Source organism: uncultured Succiniclasticum sp. (genome assembly GCF_902793885.1).
Classification (GTDB): domain Bacteria; phylum Bacillota; class Negativicutes; order Acidaminococcales; family Acidaminococcaceae; genus Succiniclasticum.
In genome coordinates, this window is record NZ_CADBFF010000007.1 from 25,366 (window position 1) to 48,076 (window position 22,711).

The 22,711-nt window shown below is 51.5% G+C and carries 20 protein-coding genes; 11 read left to right on the forward strand and 9 right to left on the reverse strand.

Annotated features, from left to right (window positions below; all coding sequences use genetic code 11):
• Window positions 1-66 precede the first annotated feature (66 nt).
• Window positions 67-777, reverse strand: a complete 711-nt coding sequence (locus QZV31_RS05025) for a metallophosphoesterase family protein (protein WP_295358716.1) — start codon at window positions 775-777, stop codon at window positions 67-69.
• 211 nt (window positions 778-988) lie between these two features.
• On the opposite strand from QZV31_RS05025, the gene QZV31_RS05030 reads away from it, so the two are divergent.
• From QZV31_RS05030 to thiD, 4 genes are all read left to right on the forward strand, one after another.
• On the forward strand, window positions 989-1,888 hold the full coding sequence (locus tag QZV31_RS05030) for a hypothetical protein (protein ID WP_295358717.1): 900 nt from the start codon (window positions 989-991) through the stop codon (window positions 1,886-1,888).
• A 329-nt stretch (window positions 1,889-2,217) separates the two neighbouring features.
• Window positions 2,218-2,730, forward strand: a complete 513-nt coding sequence (locus QZV31_RS05035) for a C-GCAxxG-C-C family protein (RefSeq protein ID WP_295358720.1) — start codon at window positions 2,218-2,220, stop codon at window positions 2,728-2,730.
• Window positions 2,731-2,950: 220 nt separating this feature from the next.
• On the forward strand, window positions 2,951-4,648 hold the full coding sequence (locus QZV31_RS05040) for an FAD-dependent oxidoreductase (protein WP_295358721.1): 1,698 nt from the start codon (window positions 2,951-2,953) through the stop codon (window positions 4,646-4,648).
• 27 nt (window positions 4,649-4,675) lie between these two features.
• A complete protein-coding gene (thiD, locus tag QZV31_RS05045) occupies window positions 4,676-5,476 on the forward strand; it encodes a bifunctional hydroxymethylpyrimidine kinase/phosphomethylpyrimidine kinase (RefSeq protein WP_295358723.1) in 801 nt (266 codons plus the stop codon).
• Window positions 5,477-5,740: 264 nt separating this feature from the next.
• Here thiD and QZV31_RS05050 read toward each other — a convergent pair whose 3' ends face one another.
• The 6 genes from QZV31_RS05050 to QZV31_RS05075 form a co-directional block, all read right to left on the reverse strand.
• Window positions 5,741-6,784 carry an AbrB family transcriptional regulator gene (locus QZV31_RS05050; RefSeq protein ID WP_295358724.1) on the reverse strand — a complete coding sequence of 348 codons (1,044 nt, stop codon included), beginning with the start codon at window positions 6,782-6,784 and terminating at the stop codon, window positions 5,741-5,743.
• A gap of 168 nt (window positions 6,785-6,952) precedes the next feature.
• Complete coding sequence (locus QZV31_RS05055; RefSeq protein WP_093730566.1) at window positions 6,953-7,444, reverse strand: YcxB family protein; 492 nt, start codon at window positions 7,442-7,444, stop codon at window positions 6,953-6,955.
• A 253-nt stretch (window positions 7,445-7,697) separates the two neighbouring features.
• Complete coding sequence (locus tag QZV31_RS05060; RefSeq protein ID WP_295358726.1) at window positions 7,698-8,903, reverse strand: dicarboxylate/amino acid:cation symporter; 1,206 nt, start codon at window positions 8,901-8,903, stop codon at window positions 7,698-7,700.
• Between the two features lie 202 nt (window positions 8,904-9,105).
• Window positions 9,106-10,575: a PTS transporter subunit EIIC gene (locus QZV31_RS05065; RefSeq protein ID WP_295358727.1), complete on the reverse strand. Its 1,470-nt coding sequence runs from the start codon at window positions 10,573-10,575 to the stop codon at window positions 9,106-9,108.
• A 115-nt stretch (window positions 10,576-10,690) separates the two neighbouring features.
• On the reverse strand, window positions 10,691-11,881 hold the full coding sequence (locus QZV31_RS05070) for a D-alanyl-D-alanine carboxypeptidase family protein (RefSeq protein WP_295358728.1): 1,191 nt from the start codon (window positions 11,879-11,881) through the stop codon (window positions 10,691-10,693).
• A gap of 94 nt (window positions 11,882-11,975) precedes the next feature.
• Window positions 11,976-12,257 (reverse strand): hypothetical protein, encoded by a 282-nt coding sequence (locus QZV31_RS05075; RefSeq protein WP_093730597.1) that lies wholly within the window; start codon window positions 12,255-12,257, stop codon window positions 11,976-11,978.
• 352 nt (window positions 12,258-12,609) lie between these two features.
• On the opposite strand from QZV31_RS05075, the gene queC reads away from it, so the two are divergent.
• Entirely contained in the window at window positions 12,610-13,305 is a 696-nt protein-coding gene (queC, locus tag QZV31_RS05080; protein ID WP_295358826.1) for a 7-cyano-7-deazaguanine synthase QueC, read from the forward strand.
• A gap of 107 nt (window positions 13,306-13,412) precedes the next feature.
• Here the strand turns inward: queC and QZV31_RS05085 are convergent, their stop codons facing one another.
• On the reverse strand, window positions 13,413-13,910 hold the full coding sequence (locus tag QZV31_RS05085; RefSeq protein ID WP_176760472.1) for a nitroreductase family protein: 498 nt from the start codon (window positions 13,908-13,910) through the stop codon (window positions 13,413-13,415).
• Between the two features lie 395 nt (window positions 13,911-14,305).
• On the opposite strand from QZV31_RS05085, the gene QZV31_RS05090 reads away from it, so the two are divergent.
• The 6 genes from QZV31_RS05090 to hemL all read left to right on the forward strand — a co-directional run bounded on the left by QZV31_RS05090 (window position 14,306) and on the right by hemL (window position 21,351).
• Window positions 14,306-14,962: a bifunctional precorrin-2 dehydrogenase/sirohydrochlorin ferrochelatase gene (locus QZV31_RS05090; RefSeq protein ID WP_295358732.1), complete on the forward strand. Its 657-nt coding sequence runs from the start codon at window positions 14,306-14,308 to the stop codon at window positions 14,960-14,962.
• The gene (gene hemA, locus QZV31_RS05095; protein ID WP_295358734.1) at window positions 14,931-16,241 is read left to right on the forward strand and encodes a glutamyl-tRNA reductase; all 1,311 of its coding nucleotides are present in this window, start codon (window positions 14,931-14,933) and stop codon (window positions 16,239-16,241) included. Before QZV31_RS05090 ends, hemA begins: the two co-directional genes overlap by 32 nt.
• Window positions 16,213-17,136 (forward strand): hydroxymethylbilane synthase, encoded by a 924-nt coding sequence (hemC, locus tag QZV31_RS05100; RefSeq protein ID WP_295358735.1) that lies wholly within the window; start codon window positions 16,213-16,215, stop codon window positions 17,134-17,136. The genes hemA and hemC overlap by 29 nt, the downstream gene beginning before the upstream one ends.
• Before the next feature lie 234 nt (window positions 17,137-17,370).
• On the forward strand, window positions 17,371-18,891 hold the full coding sequence (gene cobA / locus QZV31_RS05105) for a uroporphyrinogen-III C-methyltransferase (RefSeq protein ID WP_295358737.1): 1,521 nt from the start codon (window positions 17,371-17,373) through the stop codon (window positions 18,889-18,891).
• A 91-nt stretch (window positions 18,892-18,982) separates the two neighbouring features.
• Window positions 18,983-19,969 (forward strand): porphobilinogen synthase, encoded by a 987-nt coding sequence (gene hemB, locus QZV31_RS05110; RefSeq protein WP_295358739.1) that lies wholly within the window; start codon window positions 18,983-18,985, stop codon window positions 19,967-19,969.
• Window positions 19,970-20,046: 77 nt separating this feature from the next.
• Complete coding sequence (gene hemL / locus QZV31_RS05115) at window positions 20,047-21,351, forward strand: glutamate-1-semialdehyde 2,1-aminomutase (RefSeq protein WP_366508689.1); 1,305 nt, start codon at window positions 20,047-20,049, stop codon at window positions 21,349-21,351.
• Window positions 21,352-21,517: 166 nt separating this feature from the next.
• Here the strand turns inward: hemL and QZV31_RS05120 are convergent, their stop codons facing one another.
• Entirely contained in the window at window positions 21,518-22,126 is a 609-nt protein-coding gene (locus tag QZV31_RS05120) for a C-type lectin domain-containing protein (RefSeq protein WP_295358743.1), read from the reverse strand.
• Between the last annotated feature and the right edge of the window lie 585 nt (window positions 22,127-22,711).

Genomic DNA, 22,711 nt, shown 5'->3' on the forward strand with positions numbered 1-22,711 from the left:
TAATTCCGTATCACTGTGTTATACCGTTTCGTCGCAGTGATTCAGCATAACACACAGCCGGTTATATCAGGCCTGCCATACGTATTTGGTGATTACATCAATACAGGAAAGCCTTCCGTTTTCCATATAAGATCCCGTATCGCACAAAATAATATGATTGTCCCGGATGACCGGGTACATATCCCAGGTTATTCCTTCAAACATGTGCTGCAGATTCTGGATGGGCGTATGCCCGACTACAACCGTCTCTTTTCCCTGATACCCTTCATAAAACTCGCTTCTGATCCAAATCAGGTCTTTTTCCTGCTGCTGATCCAACGGAACACCCGGCTTTACCCCTGCATGACAGAAATAAAAATCCCCCATGCGGTAATATAAAGGGAGATTTCTTGCGTAATCCAGCCGGTTCTGCAAGGCTTTGGCTCCCAGTTTCTGCAATTGGGGCAGGGTTTTATCTCCGCCATACACAAGCCATTGACTGGTCCGGTTCAGAAGACGCACATCCAGTTCATCCTTTGTCTTTGCCAGAGCGTCATAATAGTCCAGCATTTCCCGTTCGTGATTCCCCATTAGATAAATAACAGACTCCGGATGCTGTTTTTGCAAATGCATCACATAATCAAAGCATTGCAACGATTCCGGCCCCCGGTCGATCAAGTCTCCCAAAAAAATCAGTTTATCCTGCGCCGGATCAAACTTTATCTTCCGCATCAGCTTTTTTAATTTATCATACTGACCATGAACATCGCCCACGGCCATCACTCTGTTGCCAATCATAATAGCCCCCACATCATTAACGATAACGAACGATAATTCTTAAATAACTTATTATATATTTTAACCGATTTTCGGTTTTTAGTAAATCGTCATAGAATTGTCAAAAATAGTCAGTATACTGACTGCAAAAGAGAAACTACTGTTATCACTCATTCTTTAAAGAAACCAATTACATGTTTTTCTGTAAGTTTAAAATTTTGGAGGAACGCCTATGAAAAAATGGAAAAGAGCTGTAACGGGAATCCTGGCTGTTTCCGTCCTGACCGCCGGCCTTGCTTTACCCGGAATCGCCGGTGCGGCGGCAACCGATCAGACAGAAACGTTCAAAACGCAATTCAAAAACGGCGCCGTCATCCCGATTTCCCAGTCTGAAGCGGCACGACTGGCGGCCCGGGAAAAAGCTTTATCCCAATACTACATCACCAGCGGCGAAAAGCTGGCTAAAGCTGTTTCACTGCTGGAAGGACTGGCTCCTGCCAAAACCGGTCTGGACGCCGGAAAGCACTATTTTTACCGTATGGACAAAGCGTTGACCGGCGATTATTTCCAGCATGTGAAAGCCTTCACCCGCGATATGGAAACGCTGGTAGGAGAATATTTTATCGCGAAAGATAAAAGCTGTGTATTCCGCCGTTTCCCGGAGAACGGTAATATCGAACTGCTGGAAGGCACTACGGAAAAATTGCTGAAAAAAGTTGAAATTTACAGGGCTGGCGCCATCATTCCGTTAAAAGGCAAAGGCAAGGTTTTAATCCGGGTACCCGGCAACCTTCCCTATGACCTCACATTGACCAGCCTTACGGAAAATGTTGCCACTATCCAGGAGGAAAACGGTCAGTTAAGCATCACCGGAAATGCCCGCGGGTACGCCGATATTCTGGCCGAAGTGGAGATTGGCGGCTTTGTAAAAACACAAAAGCTCCGTTTTGCGGTTATGGACGAACGGGATATCGCCGCTTATGAAGCCCGCCAGACCTATGTGCCCGTTTATGTCGGTATGAGCTGGGGTTGGGGCTGGTGGGATCATCCCCGTCATCACCACCACCGACCGGGGCCGCCGCCCCACCATCATGGCGGACCCCATCACGGCGGTCATCGTCCACACAGATAGAAACAAGTAAATGAAACATCAATTCACGTAAAGTAAACACTCGCTTTTCTGTTTCCTTTTTATCCAATGATCTTAACGGCATTGCAGTCTGCATCGCGAACCACACTGCAGTGCCGTTTTCTTTGTTTATTGGCTCGAAAACGTTTCTGATTTATTCCAGCTTTATTCCAACTTTTCCGTTAATTTCTTTGCTATTTTCAACAGGTCTGAATTCATGGTATAATAGAATTTAGAGAAACAGGTTCCGTAAAAACTGCTGTTGTAAGCAGTGCGCGATTGCGGATGAATCAGATAACCCATTCAAGTTTATCAACAGGAGGAGTATCATCATGGAAGAAAAGAAAATCTACACCGAAGAAGAGATTGAACAGCTGGCGGAAAAAGCTTCCCAGAATGCCATGGAACATTTCAAACACGGACTGAACTGTGGTGAATGCGTGCTGCAGGGCTTCCTGGATCTGGGTATCAGTGAACATCCGCCTGAAATCATTGCACTGGTTTCCGGTATGGGCGGCGGTATGGGTTTTACCAAACACACCTGCGGCGCAGTAAACGCCGGCATGGTTGTAATCGGAAGCAAACACGGCCGCAAGAACCCCTATGCCAAAGAGACCTTCGAGGAACGGGTTGATGAACTGCATCACGACGAGACCGGCATCTATCCCCGCCACGCCGTTTATGTGAAAGATGTCATCAAGGAATACGGTACCATCGAATGCCGTGACCTTTGCTTCCCCTTTGATGAATCCACCAAAGACGGCATGAAAGAGCGGGCCCGTAACTGCAAGAAGATCATCGGTTTCTGTGCAAAGGAAGCAACGAAAGCTGCATTGAAGAAATAATATATTATTGAGGTAACCGTGTTTTAATCACAGTCACCGGTATCAGTATTCACTGGTACCGGTATTTATAACAAACGGACAATTGGCAGCCTGCAGCACTGACGTACGTGTGGATTACAAAAGTATTACTAACATAGTTTGTATTTGCAAAAAGGTTGATTGCGAACCGTTCACGAATTGTCCGGGAAACCTAAAAGAACGGATCGAAGGAGGAAGTGTTTTGAGCAAGCGAATCTTGGTTGTCGGCGGTGTAGCCGGCGGCGCTTCAGCAGCCGCCCGGGCCCGCCGTCTGGATGAACATGCAGAAATCATTGTATTTGAACGGGGACCCCATGTTTCCTTTTCCAACTGCGCCCTGCCCTATTTCTTAAGCCGCACCGTAGCGGACAGCGCAGACCTTGTAATGATGGATCCTGCCCAGTTCAAAAAGAAATATAACATCGAAGTGCGTACGGAAAACGAAGTCATCGCCATTAACCGGGAAGAAAAGACCGTAACGGTAAAGAATCTCCCGGACGGCAAAGAATACAAAGAAACATACGATGCCCTGATCCTCTCTCCCGGCGGCGAACCCATCCTGCCCGGGGCTATCGAAGGCATCCGCAATGATAATGTCTTTGGCATGAGGAATGTGGTAGACATTGCGAAGCTGGATGCCTACATCCGCGACCACAAAGCGGAGGATATTGCCGTCGTAGGCGGCGGATTTATCGGCTGCGAGATTGCGGAAAACCTGGTGCATGCCGGTTACAAAGTCACCCTGATTGAGGCCATGGACCAGGTCATGACGCCGTTTGATTACGACATGGCCCAGATCCTGCACAAAGAAATGCTGGATAAAGGTATGACGTTAATAGTAAAGGACGGAGTGAAAAAGATTGGCAGTAATGTCATCGAACTCTCCAGCGGAAGACAGGTAAAGGCCGACGCAGTGGTGATGGCCGTTGGCATCCGTCCGGAAACCACACTTGCCAAAAACGCAGGACTGGCCATCGGTAAAACCGGCGGTATCAAAGTCAACGCCAACTTCCAGACCAGCGACCCTTCCATTTATGCTGTAGGCGACGCTATCGAAGTGTTCAACCGCCTCACCCGCAAACCCATGCGGCTGGCCCTGGCCTGGCCCGCCCAGATGGAAGCACGGGCCGCGGCAGATCATATTTACGGCATCCGCAATCAGCAGAAAGGATTTATCGGTTCTTCTGTCATCCGTATCTTTTCTTTGCTGGCTGCCAGCACCGGCCTGAACGAAAAAGCGGCAAAAGCAGCAGGAATACCTTTTGAAATTGCCTATGTGATCCCTTCCGACAAGGTGAGCCTCATGCCGAACGCCCACCCCATCCATGTCAAACTTGTCTTTGAAACACCGACGGGACGACTGCTGGGCGCCCAGGCTATCGGCAAGGGCGAAGCAGACCGCCGCATCGATGTGATCGCCGCCCTGATCTCCATGAACGGCACCCTGGAAGACCTGAAGAATATGGAACTCTGCTACGCCCCGGTGGTCAGCACTGCCAAAGACGCAGTGAACATGGCCGCACTGGTAGGACTGAACCTGCTTCACGGCGTATACCGTCAGGTTCCCCTGACAAAGGTGCGGGAATTGGTGGAAAGCAATGCCTGCATCGTCGATGTGCGGGAACCGGGTGAATACAACGCCGGTCACCTGCTGAACGCAATCAATATTCCCTTAAGCCAGCTGCGGCAGCGTATGGAAGAAATACCCAAAGACAGGCCTGTCTATCTCCACTGCCGGTCCAGCCAGCGCAGCTACAATGCCATCATGGCCCTGCAGCACTGCGGCTTCGATAACCTGTACAACATCGCAGGTTCTTATCTGGCCATCTGCCTGTATGAATATCCCCAGGATGTGCTGTTTAACCGGGAAAAAATTGTGACAGAATATAATTTCAAATAATATTTTTAATGAGGGGAGATTTTAACCATGTATAAAGCAATGACCATCGCCGGTTCGGACACCAGCGGCGGCGCCGGTATGGAGGCCGATCTGAAAACCTTTCAGGAGCTGGGCGTGTACGGAATGACCGCCCTCACCTGCATCGTAGCCCAAAATCCCAATGCGGACTGGGCCCACGAGATTTATCCCATTGAAACCGCTGTTATCGAAAAACAGCTTGTCACAATCCTCCAGGGCATCGGCTGTGACGCCATGAAGACCGGCATGCTGGGCAGCGCCGATCTGGTAGAACTGATTGCTGCCACCATTGACAAATATGAATTGAAAAATGTCGTCATCGACCCGGTCATGGTCTGCAAAGGCATCGACAGCATCATGGTTCCGGAAGCAGCGGCCGCCATTAAAGAATTGCTGGTAAAGCGGGCGCTGGTCATGACGCCGAACCTGCTGGAAGCCGCCTACCTGGCAGATATGCCTGCTGCCATTAGCTCAGTAGAGGAAATGAAACAGGCTGCCGCTGTAATCCACGATAAAGGCTGCCAGAACGTAATTTTGAAAGCCGGCGACCGCCTGCCCGGAACCGATGCGGTAGAACTGGTCTACGACGGCAACACCTTTACGGAAAAACGGCATCCGAAGATTCCCAATTCTTATAACCATGGAGCGGGCTGCACCTTCTCCGCTGCGGTCACCGCCTGCCTGGCAAAGGGCATGGCCGTCACGGACGCCCTGGAAACAGCGGAAAACTTTATCTACGCCGCCCTGCGGGGATCCTTCCGTATGAACCAGTGGTCCGGCGCGCTGAAGCACTGTGCCTGGAGAGAATAAATTTTATTGTTCAGGCTTTACTACACGTATTGGTGGGTCAGGATGTTATCATATTCTATCCTTTTCGCCCATAAAAAATCTGGTATGTTAGTTGAAAACAAATCATAAAAAACACGCAACGTTCACTGCTGATTCTTACAGCTACAGAACGTTGCGTATTTTTATGCTTGATTCATCTTTGCACACAGGCACTGACGTATATAAAACTACAGAAGCTTGTTGCAAGACAACATTTACTTCATTTACTATATTTCAACGGATGCCCTACCCCGTATAACTGTCATCAAAATACCTGCGGAGGATGAACGGAACCGTCAGATTCATCATCAGGAGGCGCACAATCTGGTACGTCAGGATAATGGACACATCGGCCCCCATGCTCATGCCCGCCAGGCACATCTCCGTCATGCCGCCGGGAGCCATGGCCAGAAACGCCGTGACAATGGGGATTCCGTAATAACGGACCAGTATCTCCGCCACCACGATGCTCCCGCCGATGATCAGCAGCGTCCCGATAATGGCGTAAGGCAGCAGTACCCGTGTCCGTAGCAGCCGTTCCTTGTCCAGCATACATCCCATATAAAGACCGATATTCAACTGGGCCAGATTCATAAGGATGGGCGGAGGCTTTTGCAGGTTCACCGCACAGATAATGGAAAATGCCGCCGTGGCGAAAATCGGGCCAATCAAAGCCGCCGTGGGCACCTTCAGCTTTTTGGCGACCACAGAACCAATCCCGGCCACGGGAACCATAAGCAGCCAGGTGAGCCCCGTATTATCCCCCACAGGCGCCAGCAGTCCCTGAGGGACGACAGAAGCGCCCAGAAGATGGATTACCAGAAAAGGAACGGAAATGACTACGCCGAAGAGCCGGATGGTTTGCTGCATGACTACCACATTGGCATCCGCCCGCGGATCTTCATCCGCCATCAGCATCATTTGGTTCAGTCCGCCGGGCAGCATGCCCATAATGCAACTCAGCAGATTGGCAAAGGTATGTTTATAGGTGAACCAGGCCACCAGCAGCGATATGCCAATTGCTACAAAGGACGCCCCAAAAACGCCCGCAATATGCTGGGACATCTGCACCAGCGTATCATGGGTAAAACTCCGGCCGATGCCGTAACCGGCAGCCATCAGTCCCAGATTGCGCCACAGCACAGGCCAGCGCATATCTGTCCAGACAAAGAATTTCAGCACCGAGGCGGAAATGATTCCGCTCAGCATGAACGGGATGGGTATCCGGAAATGGAATAGCAGCAACCCCAACAGGAATGCCATCACCAAGGCTGTCAACCGCTTTTTCATCTTCCGTCCCCTCTGTTTCTGATAAAAACACCCTCTGCCACATCTGCCGACAGAGGGTGTTGCTCTTTTCACTATGTATCACAAAAGTCACGGACCACTCGAACGTCCTGACTCGTTTCCGGCAGTTTCCTGCAGCAATGCAACCCTTACCGGTTTTCCCAGAATCTCTTACAGTTTATACTGTGCCTTGATTTTACCGATGAACTTGATCAGTTCCGGTTTGCAGTTGGCCTTTTCCACAATAGCGCCCTGCTTATCGTTCAGCATCAGGTAAAAATTGGTAGGCGTTTCATAAATGTGACGCAGCTGTACATACTTGTAGGCAGCACGGCCCATCTTGTTCACTTCTTCATAATGATCCAGATAGAACGTCATGTTGCTGGGGGTGCCTTCCAGACGGCTCTTGGCAAATTCCTTTTCCGCCTGCTTCCGCACGTTATGCGGAATGACATATAAAAATACCGCTACCCCTACAGCTACCATAGCTACCGCAGCAATATACCACGCATTGTACAGACAGATGGCAATGATTACCGCAATAATAGCCGCAATAATATACTGTGCTTTTCTGAACTTACTGTCGTGCTTCTGAATCTCCAGGTTCATCTTGCCGAATTCCGCCGCACTGTATGTTGTATTTGTCTTATAAATGATACGCATGAATACTTCTCTCCCTTTGCTTCTCTCTTAGCATTATAAAACAACAGGTTAAGGTAACCCCACGTTTGCTTCCATTGTTGCACAAACAAATTTAAAAGTCTTTAACCTATCGTCTTCATTACTGCTCATTTTTGTATTGTACCACATCCCACGTAAAATGCAAATATATAAAACAGTAAAATTTTAGGGCGGCGTTTTTAGACGCCGCCCTATTCCATTATTTAAAATTATGATTCACAACGATTGACCGCAATTAGGCCGCGTGTTTCCGTTCTGTCTTATCTACTACGCAGCAAACCGCGCCGTCACCGGTGATGTTAACGCAGGTACGGAACATATCCAGTACACGGTCGATACCGGCCACCAGTGCCAAGCCTTCCATAGGCAGCTGAACCGCCTGCAGCACCATGGCCAGCATGATGAGGCCCGCGCCGGGAACACCGGCGGTACCGATGGATGCCAGGGTACCGGTGAAGACGATCATGATCATATCGGAAGAAGTCAGGTTCACGCCGAAAGCGTTAGCCACGAACAGAGAGCAAACGCCCATGTACAGCGCCGTGCCGTCCATGTTGATGGTGCAGCCCAGCGGCAGTACGAACGAAGTGACTTCACGGGACAGCCCCAGTTTCTCCTGGCAGTTCTTCATGTTAACAGGCAGTGCTGCTGCAGAGGAGCAGGTGGTGAAAGCCAGCATCATGGCTTCGGACATGCCGCGGAAGAACTTCACCGGATTTACGCCGCCCATGGTAGAAGCCAGCGTGGAATAAACCAGGATGCACTGCAGGGCACAGCCGATAGCAACAGCCAGAATTACGCTTAACAGCGGCAGCAGTACTTTGGGACCGTTTTTGCAGACAACCGGCAGCAGTAACGAGAACACGCCAAGAGGAGCAAACTTCATAACCATGGCGATGATCTTGTAACATACTTCCGCACCCGCATCATATAAATCCATCAGGAAGCGGGAACGCTTTTCATCTAACTGGGTGATGCCGATACCTACCAGCAGCGCAAAAATGATGACTGGCAGAATCCGGCCTTTGGCCATAGCGTCAACCGGGTTGGTAGGCACCATGTCCACCAGGACCTGCATAAAGGTCGGTGCTTCTTTAACCTTCGGCGCAACCTTTCCGGCAATATCCAGGCCCACACCGGGTTGGATGATGCCGGCCACGGCAAAACCGAGAACAATGGCTATGGCAGTGGTGATCAGATACAGACAGATGGTCTTGGCGCTGATACGGCCCAGCTTTTTGCTGTCGCCGCCCAGGCTGGTAACGCCTACGATCAAAGAGCAGGTAACAACCGGCACGATCATCATCTTGATGAAGTTAATGAAGATGGTACCGATAGGCGCAATCCATTTGTTAACGAACGGAAGGCCTTCGGGTCCGATTACCAGACCGGCGCATACAGACAGGATCAACGCAACCAAAATTTGGACAGATAAGTTCATAAAATCCCCTCGTTTCTATATAAGTTAGGGGTATTTTACCATTTTTTCACAAATTAATCTATATTTTACCGCAATGTATACATGTATACATTTTAACTGTCTCTCCCCGCACTCTACCTCGCAATAAAAAATCTGCAATCAGCAGTTTATCAACCACTGATTACAGATAGTAAATCACAATTCCCACATCAAAAGCCTGATATTACATGTTCTCTTCCTCTTCCGGCGGATCGTCAAACCCCACCAGCCAGGTAGCAGCAAAACCTGCCAGATACGCGATAAAAACACCAATCAGATACAACCATACGTTGTTGGTAGCAGCCGCCAGCGGAATCCCGGAAATGCCCAGGGCATAGGAACCGATTCCGTGATATGCCTGCCACGCGCCCCCGAAGGCGCCGCCGATACAGGCACAGACGAACGGCTTGCCAAGGGGTAAGGTAACACCGTAAATCAGCGGTTCGCCGATGCCCAGCATACCAACGGGAAGCGAACTCAGAACGGTCCGTCGCAGATATTTGTTTTTACTTTTCAGATACACGGCAAAGGAAGCCCCTACCTGTCCGCAGCCGGCCATGGCCGCAATGGGAAGCAGAATCGTCATGCCCATGGACGCCAGCATATCCGCATGGATCGGCGTCAGCCCGTGATGCACGCCTACCATCACAATAGGAAGAAAGATTCCCCCGATGACAAACCCGGTGACCGCACCGCCTGTCTGAATCGTATGTACCGTATAATAACCGAGAACATCGGAAAGAACGCCTCCCAACGGCTGGAAAATGAACAGACCGGCCAGGGCAACCACCGTAATCGTAACCAGCGGTGTCAGGAACAGGCTGGCAGATTCCGGAATCCGTTTGCGCAGTCGTGTTTCAATGAGGGCCGTAGCCGCACCGGCCAACAGTGAAGCAAAGATGCCGCCCCGTCCGGGAATCAGCGGACTTCCCATAAAGGTAATATCAGCCAGCCCCGGCGCTGCCAGCAAAGCAGCCATAGCTCCGCCCAGAGCCGGGGTACCGCCAAATTCTTTGCAGGCATACAGACCGATAAAGGCGTTCAACACAGTGAAGATGGATCCACCTGCCAGCTTCAGATACTGGACATAGGAATTGCCGGCCATTTCAGGACTGATTTTCAGCAACAGGCTGATCAGTCCCGTCAGCAGCCCGCAGCCGATGAATGCCGGAATCAGCGGGATAAAGATGTGGCCGACACGTTGCAGCATCCGTTTGACCGCAGACTCGCTGTTTCGTTTTTTAATTTCGGCATGCAGTTCTTTGCCATCGCCGATTTTGTGTTTGGCTTGCTGTTCCAAGGTAAGATTCGACGGCCTCTCTGTAGAGACAGATTCTGACGGTTCATTGCCGACACCGGATTTTGCTGAACCCGCAGCAATCGTATTTGTCGCAGATTGGTTCTTCCCCCAGGCTGCCAGCAACGCTTTACATTCCTTTGCTACGTTTTCCGCTTTGCCGGGGCCCAGAACAATATGGATTTCTCCCTCGTTCATAATCACGCCTTTAACACCGGCAATCTTTTTCAGTTCTTCTTTAGTCACGGTCACCGCTTTCACACGTAACCGCAGCCGGGTCATGCAGTTATAGGCCTCGGTTATGTTTTCCGGACCTACCGCAGTAAGAATGGTCCGGGCAATCTGTTGATTATCCATTGCATTAACCTCTGTTCAGAGATATGATTACTATTCACATAAAAACGGCTGTACTGCTGATGCTGAAGTGCAGCCGTTTATAAAGGTTATATTGATTGTAACATTCCAACATGCATTATGCTCCCGGTTTCCGCAAAACGGGCATCCGTACACCGGAATTCCTGGGAACCGGTTTATTGGATACAACAGGTGTTGCGGACGTTGTTCCGGTATTAACCGTCCCGGTATTTGTAATCGCGATTCCGGATGTTGTTTCAGCATTTGTTTTTTCAGCAGGTGTTGAAGTCGCCGCCGGCTGGTTTGACTTAGGTTGTTGTGTTTCCGGAGTTGAAGATGCAGAAACCGGTTTCTTTGTTTCAGGCGCTGATGCGCCCGCAGGCTTGTTTCCGACAGGAGCCTGACTCTTCGCCGCTGTTCCCGGCTTCTTCACATTCGGCATCCGTTTCGAATCCGATGTCACCGGCTTGTCTTCCACGATGGTCCCTTCCCCGCCTACGGAAAAACCGTAGTCCAACAGCTTTTTGGCATCTGCAAAACGGGTATCATGGTCTTTGGATTTCATGACAACGGCAATCAGTTCCACCTTGCCGCGTTTAGCAGAAGCGGCCACACAGCCTTTGGCCGCATTGGTCCAGCCGGTTTTGATCCCGTTGGCGCCGTTATATTTGGCCAGCAGCTCATTGGTGGTCTCAGACTTATAGGTTCTGCTGGAAGGTGACTTCCAGTGTATCACAGACTTCTGATGATTCACCAGGTTCCTGAAATCTGGATTTTTCATGCAATAGGCCGCAATCTTTGCCATATCCCTTGCCGTAGAATAATGCCATTTAGCTGTCAGTCCGTGGGGATTGCTGAAATGCGTCCGTCGGCAGCCCAGTTCTTTGGCTTTTTCGTTCATCCGGTCTGCAAATTTCAGGATGCTGCCGGACACATTCTGTGCCACCACAACCGCGGCCCCGTTATCTGACTCCATCATCATTTCCCGCATCAGTTCGCCGGACAGTAATCGCTCCCCACCTTTCATCTTCAGGTAGGAATCTTCCGTTGCGGCCGCAGCCTGTGTCACCTTAAACTCCGCATTCAGTCCTTTGGATTCCAGGCACAGGATACAGGTCATCATCTTGGTCAGGCTTGCCGGCGCACGCCGCACATCTGCATTTTTTTCAAAAATCACACCACCGGTCCGGGCGTTCATCAGTATGGCAGACTCCGCCAGAATGGAAGGAGCTGCCAGTACCTGGATACTGTGGGAAATCACAAAGACTGATGTCAACAATAAGAATCGAAATGAAGAAAGCTTTGACATTATATCATTCACCGTAACAATTGTGCGGGCATTCAGGATCATAGCCCGAACCGGCACAAAATTTTCTTCCCGTCACTGTGCACGAAACGCTTTATCACGGCACACCCGGGAAATTGTTCACAAACTGGATTTTAATATCCGGGAAACTGGTAACATACTGAATCGTGAAATCAGGGAAATTCTCCACAAATTTCCATTCGCCGATCTTGTTCGGGAAATTCTCCACGGTTTTAACTTTTAAATCCGGAAAGCTGTTGACAACCTGCACTTTAATATTTGCAAAATTCTCAACCACTTTCACCTTACCGGCCAGACGGATGCCTTTAAAATAGCCGTCCTTACTGACGGCGCCGTAGGGAATCAGTTGCTGCGGCATCTGTAATCCGGGTACCGGCACATTCTCCGCAGCATAAGCCGAAGCAGAGAGAAGAACGGCAGCGGCAAGGAGCGCAATACTGATTGTCTTTTTCATGGCAGGTTACCTCCTTAAGATTTAGGGAGACACTGATTAAATAAGTTTGTACGATGACCGAGGGATTTTTGCGACTGACAAGGAAATGGCCCGAAGGCGCAGCTGTCGCTGCGTTGAGGAACATTGACGCAGTTAGTCACAAAAAGCACAGGTCAGCGTGCAGACGAATTAATCAGTGTTTCCTTAGTACAATTGACTAAGGGTTTCCTATTGTCTATAATAGCCTGTAACAACCAATCACATAAACCGGAGGTTCATTATGAAAGCAATCGTGTTATCCAGCGGCGGCATCGACAGTACCACCTGCATTTCCCTGGCGGTGGAAAAATACGGTGCGGAAAATGTGGTGACCCTTTCCATCTTTTACGGACAGAAACATAACAAGGAACTGGTCTGTGCACAAAAGATTGCAGCGTATTACAAGCTGAAGCATTATGAATTCAACCTGAAGCAGATCCTGCAATACTCCAACAGCTCTCTGTTATCGGATTCCACAGAAACGATTTCCCATAAAAGCTATGCAGAACAGATCAGCGAACGCAAAGACGGTATCGTTTCCACCTACGTCCCCTTCCGGAACGGACTGATGCTGTCAGTCTGCGCCAGCCTGGCCATGAGCCTGTTTCCCAATGAAGAAAGTGTAATCTACATCGGCGCCCATGCAGATGACGCAGCAGGCAACGCCTATGCGGATTGTTCGCCGGAATTCAACCGGAGCATGTCCGACGCCATCCGTATCGGTACGTATGACAAGGTTACCGTGGAAGCGCCTTTCGTGCATATGCATAAAGCAGATATCATAGCAGAGGGCCTGCGCCTGCAGACCCCCTATCATCTGACCTGGAGCTGTTACGAAGGAGCGGACACCCCCTGTGGCGCCTGCGGTACCTGTATTGACCGGGCCAAAGCCTTCGCTGCCAACGGTGTCAAAGACCCTGCACTGCATGCCTGACGTCACCCATAGCACCGTTCAGGTTGTTATTCTCCCACGTCATCATTGTACCGCTGTCATATGTTTTAATTATGGCAAAACCGGAACTATGGCAAAACCGGAAAACCTTACTTTTCCCAGTGGATGCGGGCCGGGTCAAACCGGTCAATCACTTTGCCTACCCCTTTGGGATATCCCACCGGCAATACGGCAAACACTTCCAGATTTTCAGGCAGGTTCAGAGCCTTTTTGGCCGGTTCCTGCCGCTCCGGATGGGGCGCGAAGGAAAGCCACACGGAACCCAGGTCCATAGCGGAAGCCTGAATCAGCATGTTCTCACAGCAGCAGCTCATATCCAAGAGGGGCATAAGGGGCGCAAACAAATCGTTGGTACGGTAACATGCCACGATGGCTACCGGCGCATTGGCCACCGGTCTGCTATACGGAGTGCAGGTTGCCAGTTTGGCCAGCGTTTCCTTATTTCGCACCACATAAAACTCCCAGGGCCGTTGGTTCTTGGCGGAAGGAGCCGCCATGCCGGCCCGGATGATCTGTTCCACCGATGCGTCATCCACGTCAATATCCAGATACGTGCGCACGCTCTTACGTTTGAAAATAATGTTCATAATCTGAGTTCCTTTCCTAAATAAGTAATAGTATCGGAAATACGGATTAAACGAGCTTGTGTGAGAGGAATAAACAGAACTGCTTAATGTGTATTTCCTTATCATTATAACACACCGGCCCCGCGTTGTTAAGAAAACAATGTGTTCCGGATACACTGATTCAATACTCTCAAAATTTCGGAACGCAGGCAGAAAACAGGAACCGGTTTCCGTACCTATGCGGACTCGCCTGTCCCCGATTTCACAAAAAATTCTTATAGATATAGAAAAGAAAACCAGAAAAAGGTAACATTATTATCGGTTTTGTGGTAAAATATAGCAGGTGTGTCTTTACACTTATTCTTTTTCGTTTCTTAATGATAAAGAGGAAGCGTTATTATCTGACCGGGGTATGTATGGCTTATAATCAGTTCCGTTATACGGTACAGCTGAATATGGAAAACCAGCGGTGCGTGGTCGTCGGCGGCGGTAACGTGGCTTTGCGCAAGGCAACGTCACTTTTGAAAGCCGGCGCAGCGGTCACGGTAATCGCACCGGATATTCTTCCTGCTATCATTACGTTACAAAGAAAGTTTCCTGCTTTGACTCTGTGTCAGCGCAATTATCAAGCCGGCGATGTCAGTCACGCTTTTCTGGTAGTGGCCGCCACGGACAGCCGTACAGTCAACGAAGCCGTAGTCCGGGAGGCAGCGCAACATCACTGTCTTGTAAACGTTGCGGACAATCCGGAGGCCGGCAATTTTTCCGTAGCCGGTACCTATGAAAACGGCAACCTGCTGTTTTCCGTGGCAACAGGAGGCAATCCCCGCCTCACCCACCTGCTGCTGGAAGATCTGCAACAGCAGTACGGCGACGACATGGCCGCCTTTGCCGCATTTCTGGACGAGCAACGGGAAACCGTAAAACAGCGTCTGCCCAACCCACAGGCCAGACAGGAATTCTGGAGAAACACTCTCACAAATCAGCTGCTGCAACAGGTCAAGGCAGGCCGTTTGCAGCAGACAAAGGAGATCATCATACATGCAGTTAATCGTATTGGGGCTGAACCATAAGACCGCCCCTGTGGAAGTCCGGGAAAAATTCAACTTTTCCCGCAGCCGGATCAAACACGTGCTGCGGCTGCTGAAAGAGTCCGACGACTTTTCGGAAGCAGTCCTGCTTTCTACCTGCAACCGCACGGAGCTGTATCTGGTTGCCCAGGAACCGGAAGATGGCATGGAAGCGCTGCACAATGCGGTGAAACGCATTGCCGGCAAAGCCTTTGACAAAGAGTACTTTTACACTCTCACCGGTGTCCACTGCGTCCGTCACCTGTTTCTGGTAGCCAGCAGTCTGGACTCCCTCATCGTAGGCGAAGGACAGATCCTGAGCCAGGTAAAGGACGCCTATCATCTGGCCCGCATTTCAGGCACCACTTCTTTCATGTTCAATACAATCTTTAACCAGGCCATCTCCTCAGGCAAGAAGATCCGCACCCGGACCCAGATTGCGTACCGGAGCGTCAGTGTTTCTTCCGCCGCCGTAGACCTGGCCATCGAAGTGGTGGGCGACCTGAGCGACGCGGATATCCTGGTTATCGGGGCCGGCAAGATGAGCGAACTCACCGCCCGGCATCTGATGGACAAAGGCGCCCCTTCCATTTTTGTCACCAACCGCAGCTACGATCACGCAAAGGAACTGGCAGACAAATTCAACGGTTCCGTCATCCGTTTCGATGACTTTATCGACCACGTTGTGAACGCGGACATCGTCATCACCTCCACCGGAGCCACCCACTACATCATCCACCACGACCAGCTGGCCCTGGCCCTGGAAGAACGCGTGAAGCCTAATCCACTGGTTCTGATCGATATCGCCGTACCCCGTGACGTGGATCCGGAAGTCACGGACCTGGATCGAGTGGTCCTGTACAACATCGACGACCTGAAGAACGTGGTGGATACCAACAAAGAGCTGCGGAACCAGGACGCGGAAGCGGCGAAGTTCCTGATTGAAGAAGATATCGAGGCCCTGAAGGAACGGCTGCGGTATCTTTCCATGCGGCCCGTCATGGTACGCCTCCACGACAAGTTTGATTTCCTGCGTGAACGCATCCTGGCCAAGACCCTGCGCAAGATGCCGGAACTGACGGAAGAACAGCAGCATAAAATTGAAGTGATGAGCGAACGGCTCATGTACAAGTTTCTCCGGGACCCCATGATCAACATCAACATGGCCGCCGGCACGGAAGAAGAAGAACACGTGAAAACGGATATCAGCCGCTTTTTTATGTTAGATGACAAAGACGAGGATAATCCTGACGATGAAAAAAACTATAACTATTGGAACTAGGAAAAGCCTGCTGGCCCTCTGGCAGAGCAATTACATCAAAAGCTGTCTGGAGAAAGAGTATCCCGACTGCGAAGTCCGCCTGCAGAAGATTGTCACCAAAGGCGACAAGATCCTGGACGTTCCCCTGTCCAAGATCGGCGGCAAGGGATTGTTTACCAAAGAAATTGAAACCGCGCTGCTGGACGGTGAAGTAGACCTGGCCGTCCACAGCCTGAAGGATATGCCCACAAAGCTGCCGGACGGTCTCTGCCTGACCGCCATTACGGAGCGTGCTGTTGTGGGCGATGCTTTTGTCAGCAACAAGTACAACGCCTTCGCGGAGATGCCTGCGGGCGCGGTGCTGGGTACTTCCAGCCTGCGGCGAAAGGCACAGCTCCTGGCAAAACGGCCCGATCTGGATATCCGGGACCTGCGGGGCAATGTGGACACCCGCCTGCACAAGCTGGACGAAGGCCAGTACGATGCTGTAATTTTGGCTGCAGCAGGCCTCACCCGTCTGGGTTACGGGGACCGGATCAAAGAGACCCTGCCCTGCGATTTCTGCATTCCCGCGGTAGGACAGGGCGCGTTAGCCATCGAGTGCCGCACGGACAATACCGAAGTCCGGGCTATGCTGGAGTTTCTGAACCATCCCGCCACCAAGAGCTGTACCGACGCAGAACGTGCCTTTTTGGGATTGGTGGAAGGCGGCTGCCAGGTACCCATCGGCGTCCATGCGGATGTTATGGAAAACGACAGGATGCATGTTACCGCCATCATCGCCTCCCTGGACGGCTCCACCCTGCTCCGGGACGAAATCGACGGCGACGCGGCAGACGCTGTTACCTTAGGGCAGACGCTGGGCAAGCGTATGCTGGACAACGGCGGCAAAGCGATTTTGGATGAAATACTGTAGTGGTTATTAGTCAGTTTCTATCAGCCTTCAGTCAGGAAAAGACATGAGCAAACTGTAGGAAACGATTGTGTCATTCCATGAGATGAAATGAGCCGTCCGTGGCGAGAATGTCTGAGGGGCGAAGCCCCGAGTTTCGAAGCCACAGGCGAATGAATCCATGGAATAACAATCGTTGACGTGTTTACGATGTCTTTTTCTGACTGAAGCAGATGAAAAGTAAGAAAGGATATTTCTATGGAACAAAAAGGTAAAGTGTATCTCATCGGCGCGGGCCCCGGCGACCCGGGCCTGCTGACCTTAAAAGGCCGCGACTGCCTGGCCGCCTGCGACGTGGTGGTGTATGACCGTCTGGCGGATCCCCGCATCTTAAGCTGGGTCAATCCGGAAGCAGAACGCATCTATGTAGGCAAAGCGTCCAGCAACCATGTGATGAAGCAGGAAGACATTTCCAAACTGTTAGTTAAACTGGCTGCGGAAGGCAAAACCGTAGCCCGTCTGAAAGGCGGAGACTCGTTCGTCTTCGGCCGGGGCGGCGAAGAAGCCCTGCTGTTGAAAGAAAACAACCTCCCCTTTGAGTTTGTGCCCGGCATCACCAGCGCCATCTCCGTACCGGAGTACGCCGGTATCCCCGTCACCCACCGGAAGGTAGCCGCCAGCTTCGCCGTAATCACCGGCCACGAAGACCCGTCCCGGGAAAAATCCGGCATCAACTGGAAAGGCCTGGCCACCGGCGTCGATACACTGGTCTTCCTCATGGGTGTGGAAAACCTGAAGAATATTGCGGCGAAATTAATCGAAAACGGCCGCCCGGCCGATACCCCTGCCGCCCTGATCCGCTGGGGCACCCACCCGGAACAGCGTACCCTCATTACCACACTGGACAACGCGTATGATGATGTGGTACGCACCGGCATGAAACCGCCTGCCATCTTCATCGTAGGCGAAGTAGTAAAACTGCGGGACTCCCTCAGCTGGTTCGAAACCAAGCCTCTCTTCGGAAAAACCTTTGTCGTAACGCGCGCACGGGCCCAGGCTTCCGCACTGACGGAAAAACTGGAAATGGAAGGCGCCAAGGTGATGGAAGTGCCTGCCATCAAGATTACAGATCCGGACGACTTCGCACCGCTGGATGCGGCACAGAAAAACCTGGCTTCCTACGACTGGGTCATCTTCACCAGCGCCAACGGCGTAGACCTGTTCTTCGACCGTCTGCTGCAGAACGGCAAGGACGCCCGCGCCTTTGCCCATAATAAAATCGCGGCCATCGGTACTGCCACGGCAGACATGCTGACCGCGTATGGACTGACAGCCGATTTAATCCCCGCCTCCTACAAAGCGGAAGACCTGATTGACACCCTGCTGCCACAGTTGCACAAAGGCAGCAAAGTACTGCTGGCCCGGGCCAAAGAAGCCCGCAACGTACTGCCGGACTCCTTACAAGCAGCCGGCGCCGATGTGGATGTGGTTGCCGTATATCAGACCGTCAGCGACTGCGAAAACAAGGAAGAGCTGCTGGACGCATTAAAGAATAAAGCCGTGGACTGCATCACCTTCACCAGTTCCTCCACTGTGACCAACCTGCTGAAAGCACTGGACAGCGAGAAAGAACTGCTGAAGGGTGTGACTCTGGCCGCCATCGGTCCCATCACCGCCAAAACCATGGAAAAGAACGGACTGAAGCCCACCGTATGCGCCGACACCTACACCATCGACGGCCTGGTGGAAGCGCTGAATACCTTTTATTCAGTAAAATGAAATAGGGTTTTGCCCCAGATAAAAACATTTACAAAAAGCAAAACCGCATATTGAGTATAATCAAATTTTAACCAAAGGAAGTGTTTACATCATGACCGGATTTCCCATTTATCGTCCCCGCCGCCTGCGCGCTACCGAGAACCTGCGCAGCCTGATCCGGGAGACAAGCCTCAGTGTAAAAGATTTGATTTTCCCCCTGTTTGTGGTACCGGGCGAAAATGTCAAGGACGAAATTGAAACTCTGAAAAACAATTACCAGTGGTCTGTGGACCGGGTGATGGAAGCCGTAGACGAAGCAGTAGAGCTGGGCATCCCCGCCGTGCTGCTGTTCGGCCTCCCCTCTTACAAAGATGAAGAAGGAAGCAGCGCCTGGGACGACAACGAACCCGTACAGCGGGCCAGCAAAGCCATCAAGGCGAAATATCCGGAGATGGTGGTCATCACCGACGCCTGCTTCTGCGAATACACCACCCACGGTCACTGCGGCATTCTGACCCCGGACTGCGCCTCCGTGGACAATGACAAGACCCTGCCCAACCTGGCCAAGCTGGCTGTCAGCCAGGCCCGGTGCGGTGCGGATATCATCGCCCCCTCCAACATGATGGACGGTTACGTGGCCACCATGCGCAAAGCGTTAGACGACGCGGGCTACACCAACACAGCCATCATGGCCTACAGCGCCAAATTTGCTTCCGCCTATTACGGCCCCTTCCGTGCCGCGGCGGATTCCGCTCCCGGCAAAGGCGACCGCAAGGGGTATCAGATGGACCCGGGCAACAGCGACGAAGCCATGCGGGAAATTGCGCTGGATATTGAAGAAGGCGCAGACATCGTCATGGTAAAACCCGCCCTGGCTTATCAGGACGTAACCAGAAGAGCCCACGAAACCTTTAACCGTCCTCTCTGCGTATATAACGTCAGCGGCGAATATGCCATGGTGAAAGCGGCGGCTGAAAAAGGCTGGATTGATGAAAAGCGCATCGTCATGGAAACCATGCTCAGCTTCAAACGGGCCGGCGCAAAGATGATCATCACCTACCACGCCTTAGATGTGGCAAAGTGGCTGAAAGAACAGTAACGAAAAACAGTAAAAATGAATTTGGCCGGTTGCGAATGCTCCGGCCAATGTTATATGAGTTTAGGAAAAACAGGTGAATGCGAATGAATACCTTATCCAAATCTTCTTCTGTCTTTGCGGAAGCCAAACTGTACATCCCCGGCGGCGTCAACAGCCCGGTGCGTTCCTTCCGCAGCGTTGGTGGCAATCCTCCTTTCATTACCAGAGGTGAAGGCAGCAAACTGTATGACCTGGACGGTAACAACTATATTGATTATGTTTTGTCCTACGGCCCGCTGCTGTTAGGCCACGCCCACCCGGTCGTTACGGAAGCCGTGCAGGAAGCGGCTGCCAAAGGAACCAGCTTCGGCGCTCCTACCGGCGCGGAAGTAGCATTGGCCAAACTGGTCTGTGAACTGGTGCCCTCCATGGATATGGTGCGCATGGTCAACTCCGGTACGGAAGCTACCATGTCCGCCATCCGTCTGGCCCGGGCTTACACAGGACGGGACTGCATCGTGAAATTCATCGGCTGCTATCACGGCCACAGCGATGCCCTGTTAGTACATGCCGGCTCCGGCGCCACCACCTTCGGCGTGCCCGACAGCCCCGGCGTGACCAAAGGCACGGCGGAGACCACCCTCTCCGTTCCTTTTAACGATCTGCCCGCGCTGGAAAACGTGTTTGCGGAAAAAGGCAAAGAGATTGCCGCCGTCATCATGGAACCCACCCCCGGCAACATGGGGCTGGTGCTGCCGAAAGACGGTTACTTACAGGCCATCCGCGAATTAACAAAAAAATACGGCAGCCTGCTGATCATCGACGAAGTCATGTCCGGCTTCCGCTCCGCCCGAGGCGGCAGCCAGTCCTTATATCACATCGAACCGGACATCACCTGCCTGGGCAAAGTCATCGGCGGCGGTCTGCCGGTGGCGGCGTACGGCGGCAAACGGGAAATCATGAACTGGGTCTCCCCCGTAGGCCCCATGTACCAGGCCGGCACGCTTTCCGGCAACCCGCTGGCCATGGCAGCCGGTATCGCGGCTCTCACATACATGAAAGAAAATGATGTCTGCGCCACGCTGACAAAACGGAATGCGGAACTGACAGACGCGCTGAAAGCAGCCGCCGATGCAGCCGGCGTTCCGGTGCAGGTTCCCCGCCTGGGTTCCATGTTCACCGTGTTCTTCTCCGAGAAGGATGTCACCAACTACGAGGACGCCACCGCCTGCGATCTGGACGCCTTCCGCATCTACTTCCACAGCATGCTGGAACAGGGCATCTACCTGCCGCCTTCCCAGTTTGAGACCAATTTCATCTCCCTGGCCCACAGCGACGAAGATTTCGCGAAGACGGCAGCGGCAGCGAAAGTTGCATTTACGAAAGTGGCAGAAAGCAAATAGTTTCATCGATGTAATTTAAAGGTACACTCTTCACATAAGAAACCGGCACCCGATAAAACGGATGTCGGTTTTGTTTTGGTATAAAAGGACCCTCTGCAGAACGTGCAGAGGGTCTACTTACTGTCTCCAATTCTTGACGATACACCAATCTATTATGTTTAGTTAATCATCTATCCCATTCGCAGACAAAGGCATTGCCGCCCGTACTGGCGATGGAACCGTCTTCTTTAAGGTTCTTGTAGTTCCAGTAATACAGTCCGTAATACAATTCTTCGTCTGAATTATTATCCGAAACCGCTTTTTCATAGGTAACAGGCTCATTGGGTATGAAGCGGTCATAGCCTTCTTTTTCAAAGGATTCGTTATCATACCCGCTGTCGTTGATCAGCCGGAACAAACGCTCATTCTTGTCGTCATCACCGACTGTCGCCAGATGCCCGCCCATGGATTCGCAGAATTGCTGCGCGTCTTCCATGGATTTGCCGATATCGGAGAATACAAGATAGTGATGTCCTTTATATTTAATGGCTTCTTTAGGAATAAAGACGTAGTCAGAGACGTCTGCCTGATTGATTACGGTTGTATAATGGGTATCGTACGAAGAATGAATAATTTCTGCTGCTAACAACACAGACAATACGTCCGTATAGTAAACGCCGTGATAATATCCTCTGTAACGCCCCGGCCTGTGGGCGGGCCGATGATGCCACCAGTAATCTTTTGGAGGTTTGGGGGCGCGGCGCCATACATGCATATTTTTATAGGTTCTTTTCACAGGCGGGCGATGCAGATCTTTTCTTGGGCCCGGTTTCCTGTGTTCAACGCGTTTTGCCTTATGTTCAACCGGCTTTGCAACACTGTGTTTGGGTTCGTGTTTAACGGGCTTTGCAACGGAACGTTTCTGTTCATGTATAACCGGCTTTGCAACGCTGTGCTTCGGCTCATGAGTAATCGGTTTCGCAACACTATGCTTCGGTTCTTGTACTTTTAAACGCGGCTTCTCATGACTCGTTTTTATATATTTTGGTTTCCAACGCTTATTCTGCTGCGTCGTTTGCTGCGTAGAAGTATGTCTCGTCTGTTGCCTTGTTGAACTCGAAGATCTCTGTCTCTGCTGCTGTACCACCGGGCGCGGAGTTGTATTTCTCTGCTGCTGTACCACCGGACGTGGAGAACCGGTTCTGTGTTGCTGTACTGCCGGGCGCGGAGAACTGGTTCTCTGCTGTTGTACCGTCGGACGCAGAGAGCCCTGTCTTATTTGCTTCACCATCGGCCGCGGATTACCGTTTCTCGCCTGCTGCATCGTTGGACGCGGGGAGTTGTGTCTTGGCTGCTGCACTGTCTGACGCTGAGATGTATG

Coding starts and splice junctions, on each gene's coding strand:
- QZV31_RS05025 (WP_295358716.1), bottom strand. CDS start 777: ATGATTGGCAACAGAGTGATGGCCGTGGGCGATGTTCATGGTCAGTAT.
- QZV31_RS05030 (WP_295358717.1), top strand. CDS start 989: ATGAAAAAATGGAAAAGAGCTGTAACGGGAATCCTGGCTGTTTCCGTC.
- QZV31_RS05035 (WP_295358720.1), top strand. CDS start 2,218: ATGGAAGAAAAGAAAATCTACACCGAAGAAGAGATTGAACAGCTGGCG.
- thiD (WP_295358723.1), top strand. CDS start 4,676: ATGTATAAAGCAATGACCATCGCCGGTTCGGACACCAGCGGCGGCGCC.
- QZV31_RS05050 (WP_295358724.1), bottom strand. CDS start 6,784: ATGAAAAAGCGGTTGACAGCCTTGGTGATGGCATTCCTGTTGGGGTTG.
- QZV31_RS05055 (WP_093730566.1), bottom strand. CDS start 7,444: ATGCGTATCATTTATAAGACAAATACAACATACAGTGCGGCGGAATTC.
- QZV31_RS05060 (WP_295358726.1), bottom strand. CDS start 8,903: ATGAACTTATCTGTCCAAATTTTGGTTGCGTTGATCCTGTCTGTATGC.
- QZV31_RS05065 (WP_295358727.1), bottom strand. CDS start 10,575: ATGGATAATCAACAGATTGCCCGGACCATTCTTACTGCGGTAGGTCCG.
- QZV31_RS05070 (WP_295358728.1), bottom strand. CDS start 11,881: ATGTCAAAGCTTTCTTCATTTCGATTCTTATTGTTGACATCAGTCTTT.
- QZV31_RS05075 (WP_093730597.1), bottom strand. CDS start 12,257: ATGCCGCAGCAACTGATTCCCTACGGCGCCGTCAGTAAGGACGGCTAT.
- QZV31_RS05085 (WP_176760472.1), bottom strand. CDS start 13,910: ATGAACATTATTTTCAAACGTAAGAGCGTGCGCACGTATCTGGATATT.
- QZV31_RS05090 (WP_295358732.1), top strand. CDS start 14,306: ATGGCTTATAATCAGTTCCGTTATACGGTACAGCTGAATATGGAAAAC.
- hemA (WP_295358734.1), top strand. CDS start 14,931: ATGCAGTTAATCGTATTGGGGCTGAACCATAAGACCGCCCCTGTGGAA.
- hemC (WP_295358735.1), top strand. CDS start 16,213: ATGAAAAAAACTATAACTATTGGAACTAGGAAAAGCCTGCTGGCCCTC.
- cobA (WP_295358737.1), top strand. CDS start 17,371: ATGGAACAAAAAGGTAAAGTGTATCTCATCGGCGCGGGCCCCGGCGAC.
- hemB (WP_295358739.1), top strand. CDS start 18,983: ATGACCGGATTTCCCATTTATCGTCCCCGCCGCCTGCGCGCTACCGAG.
- hemL (WP_366508689.1), top strand. CDS start 20,047: ATGCGAATGAATACCTTATCCAAATCTTCTTCTGTCTTTGCGGAAGCC.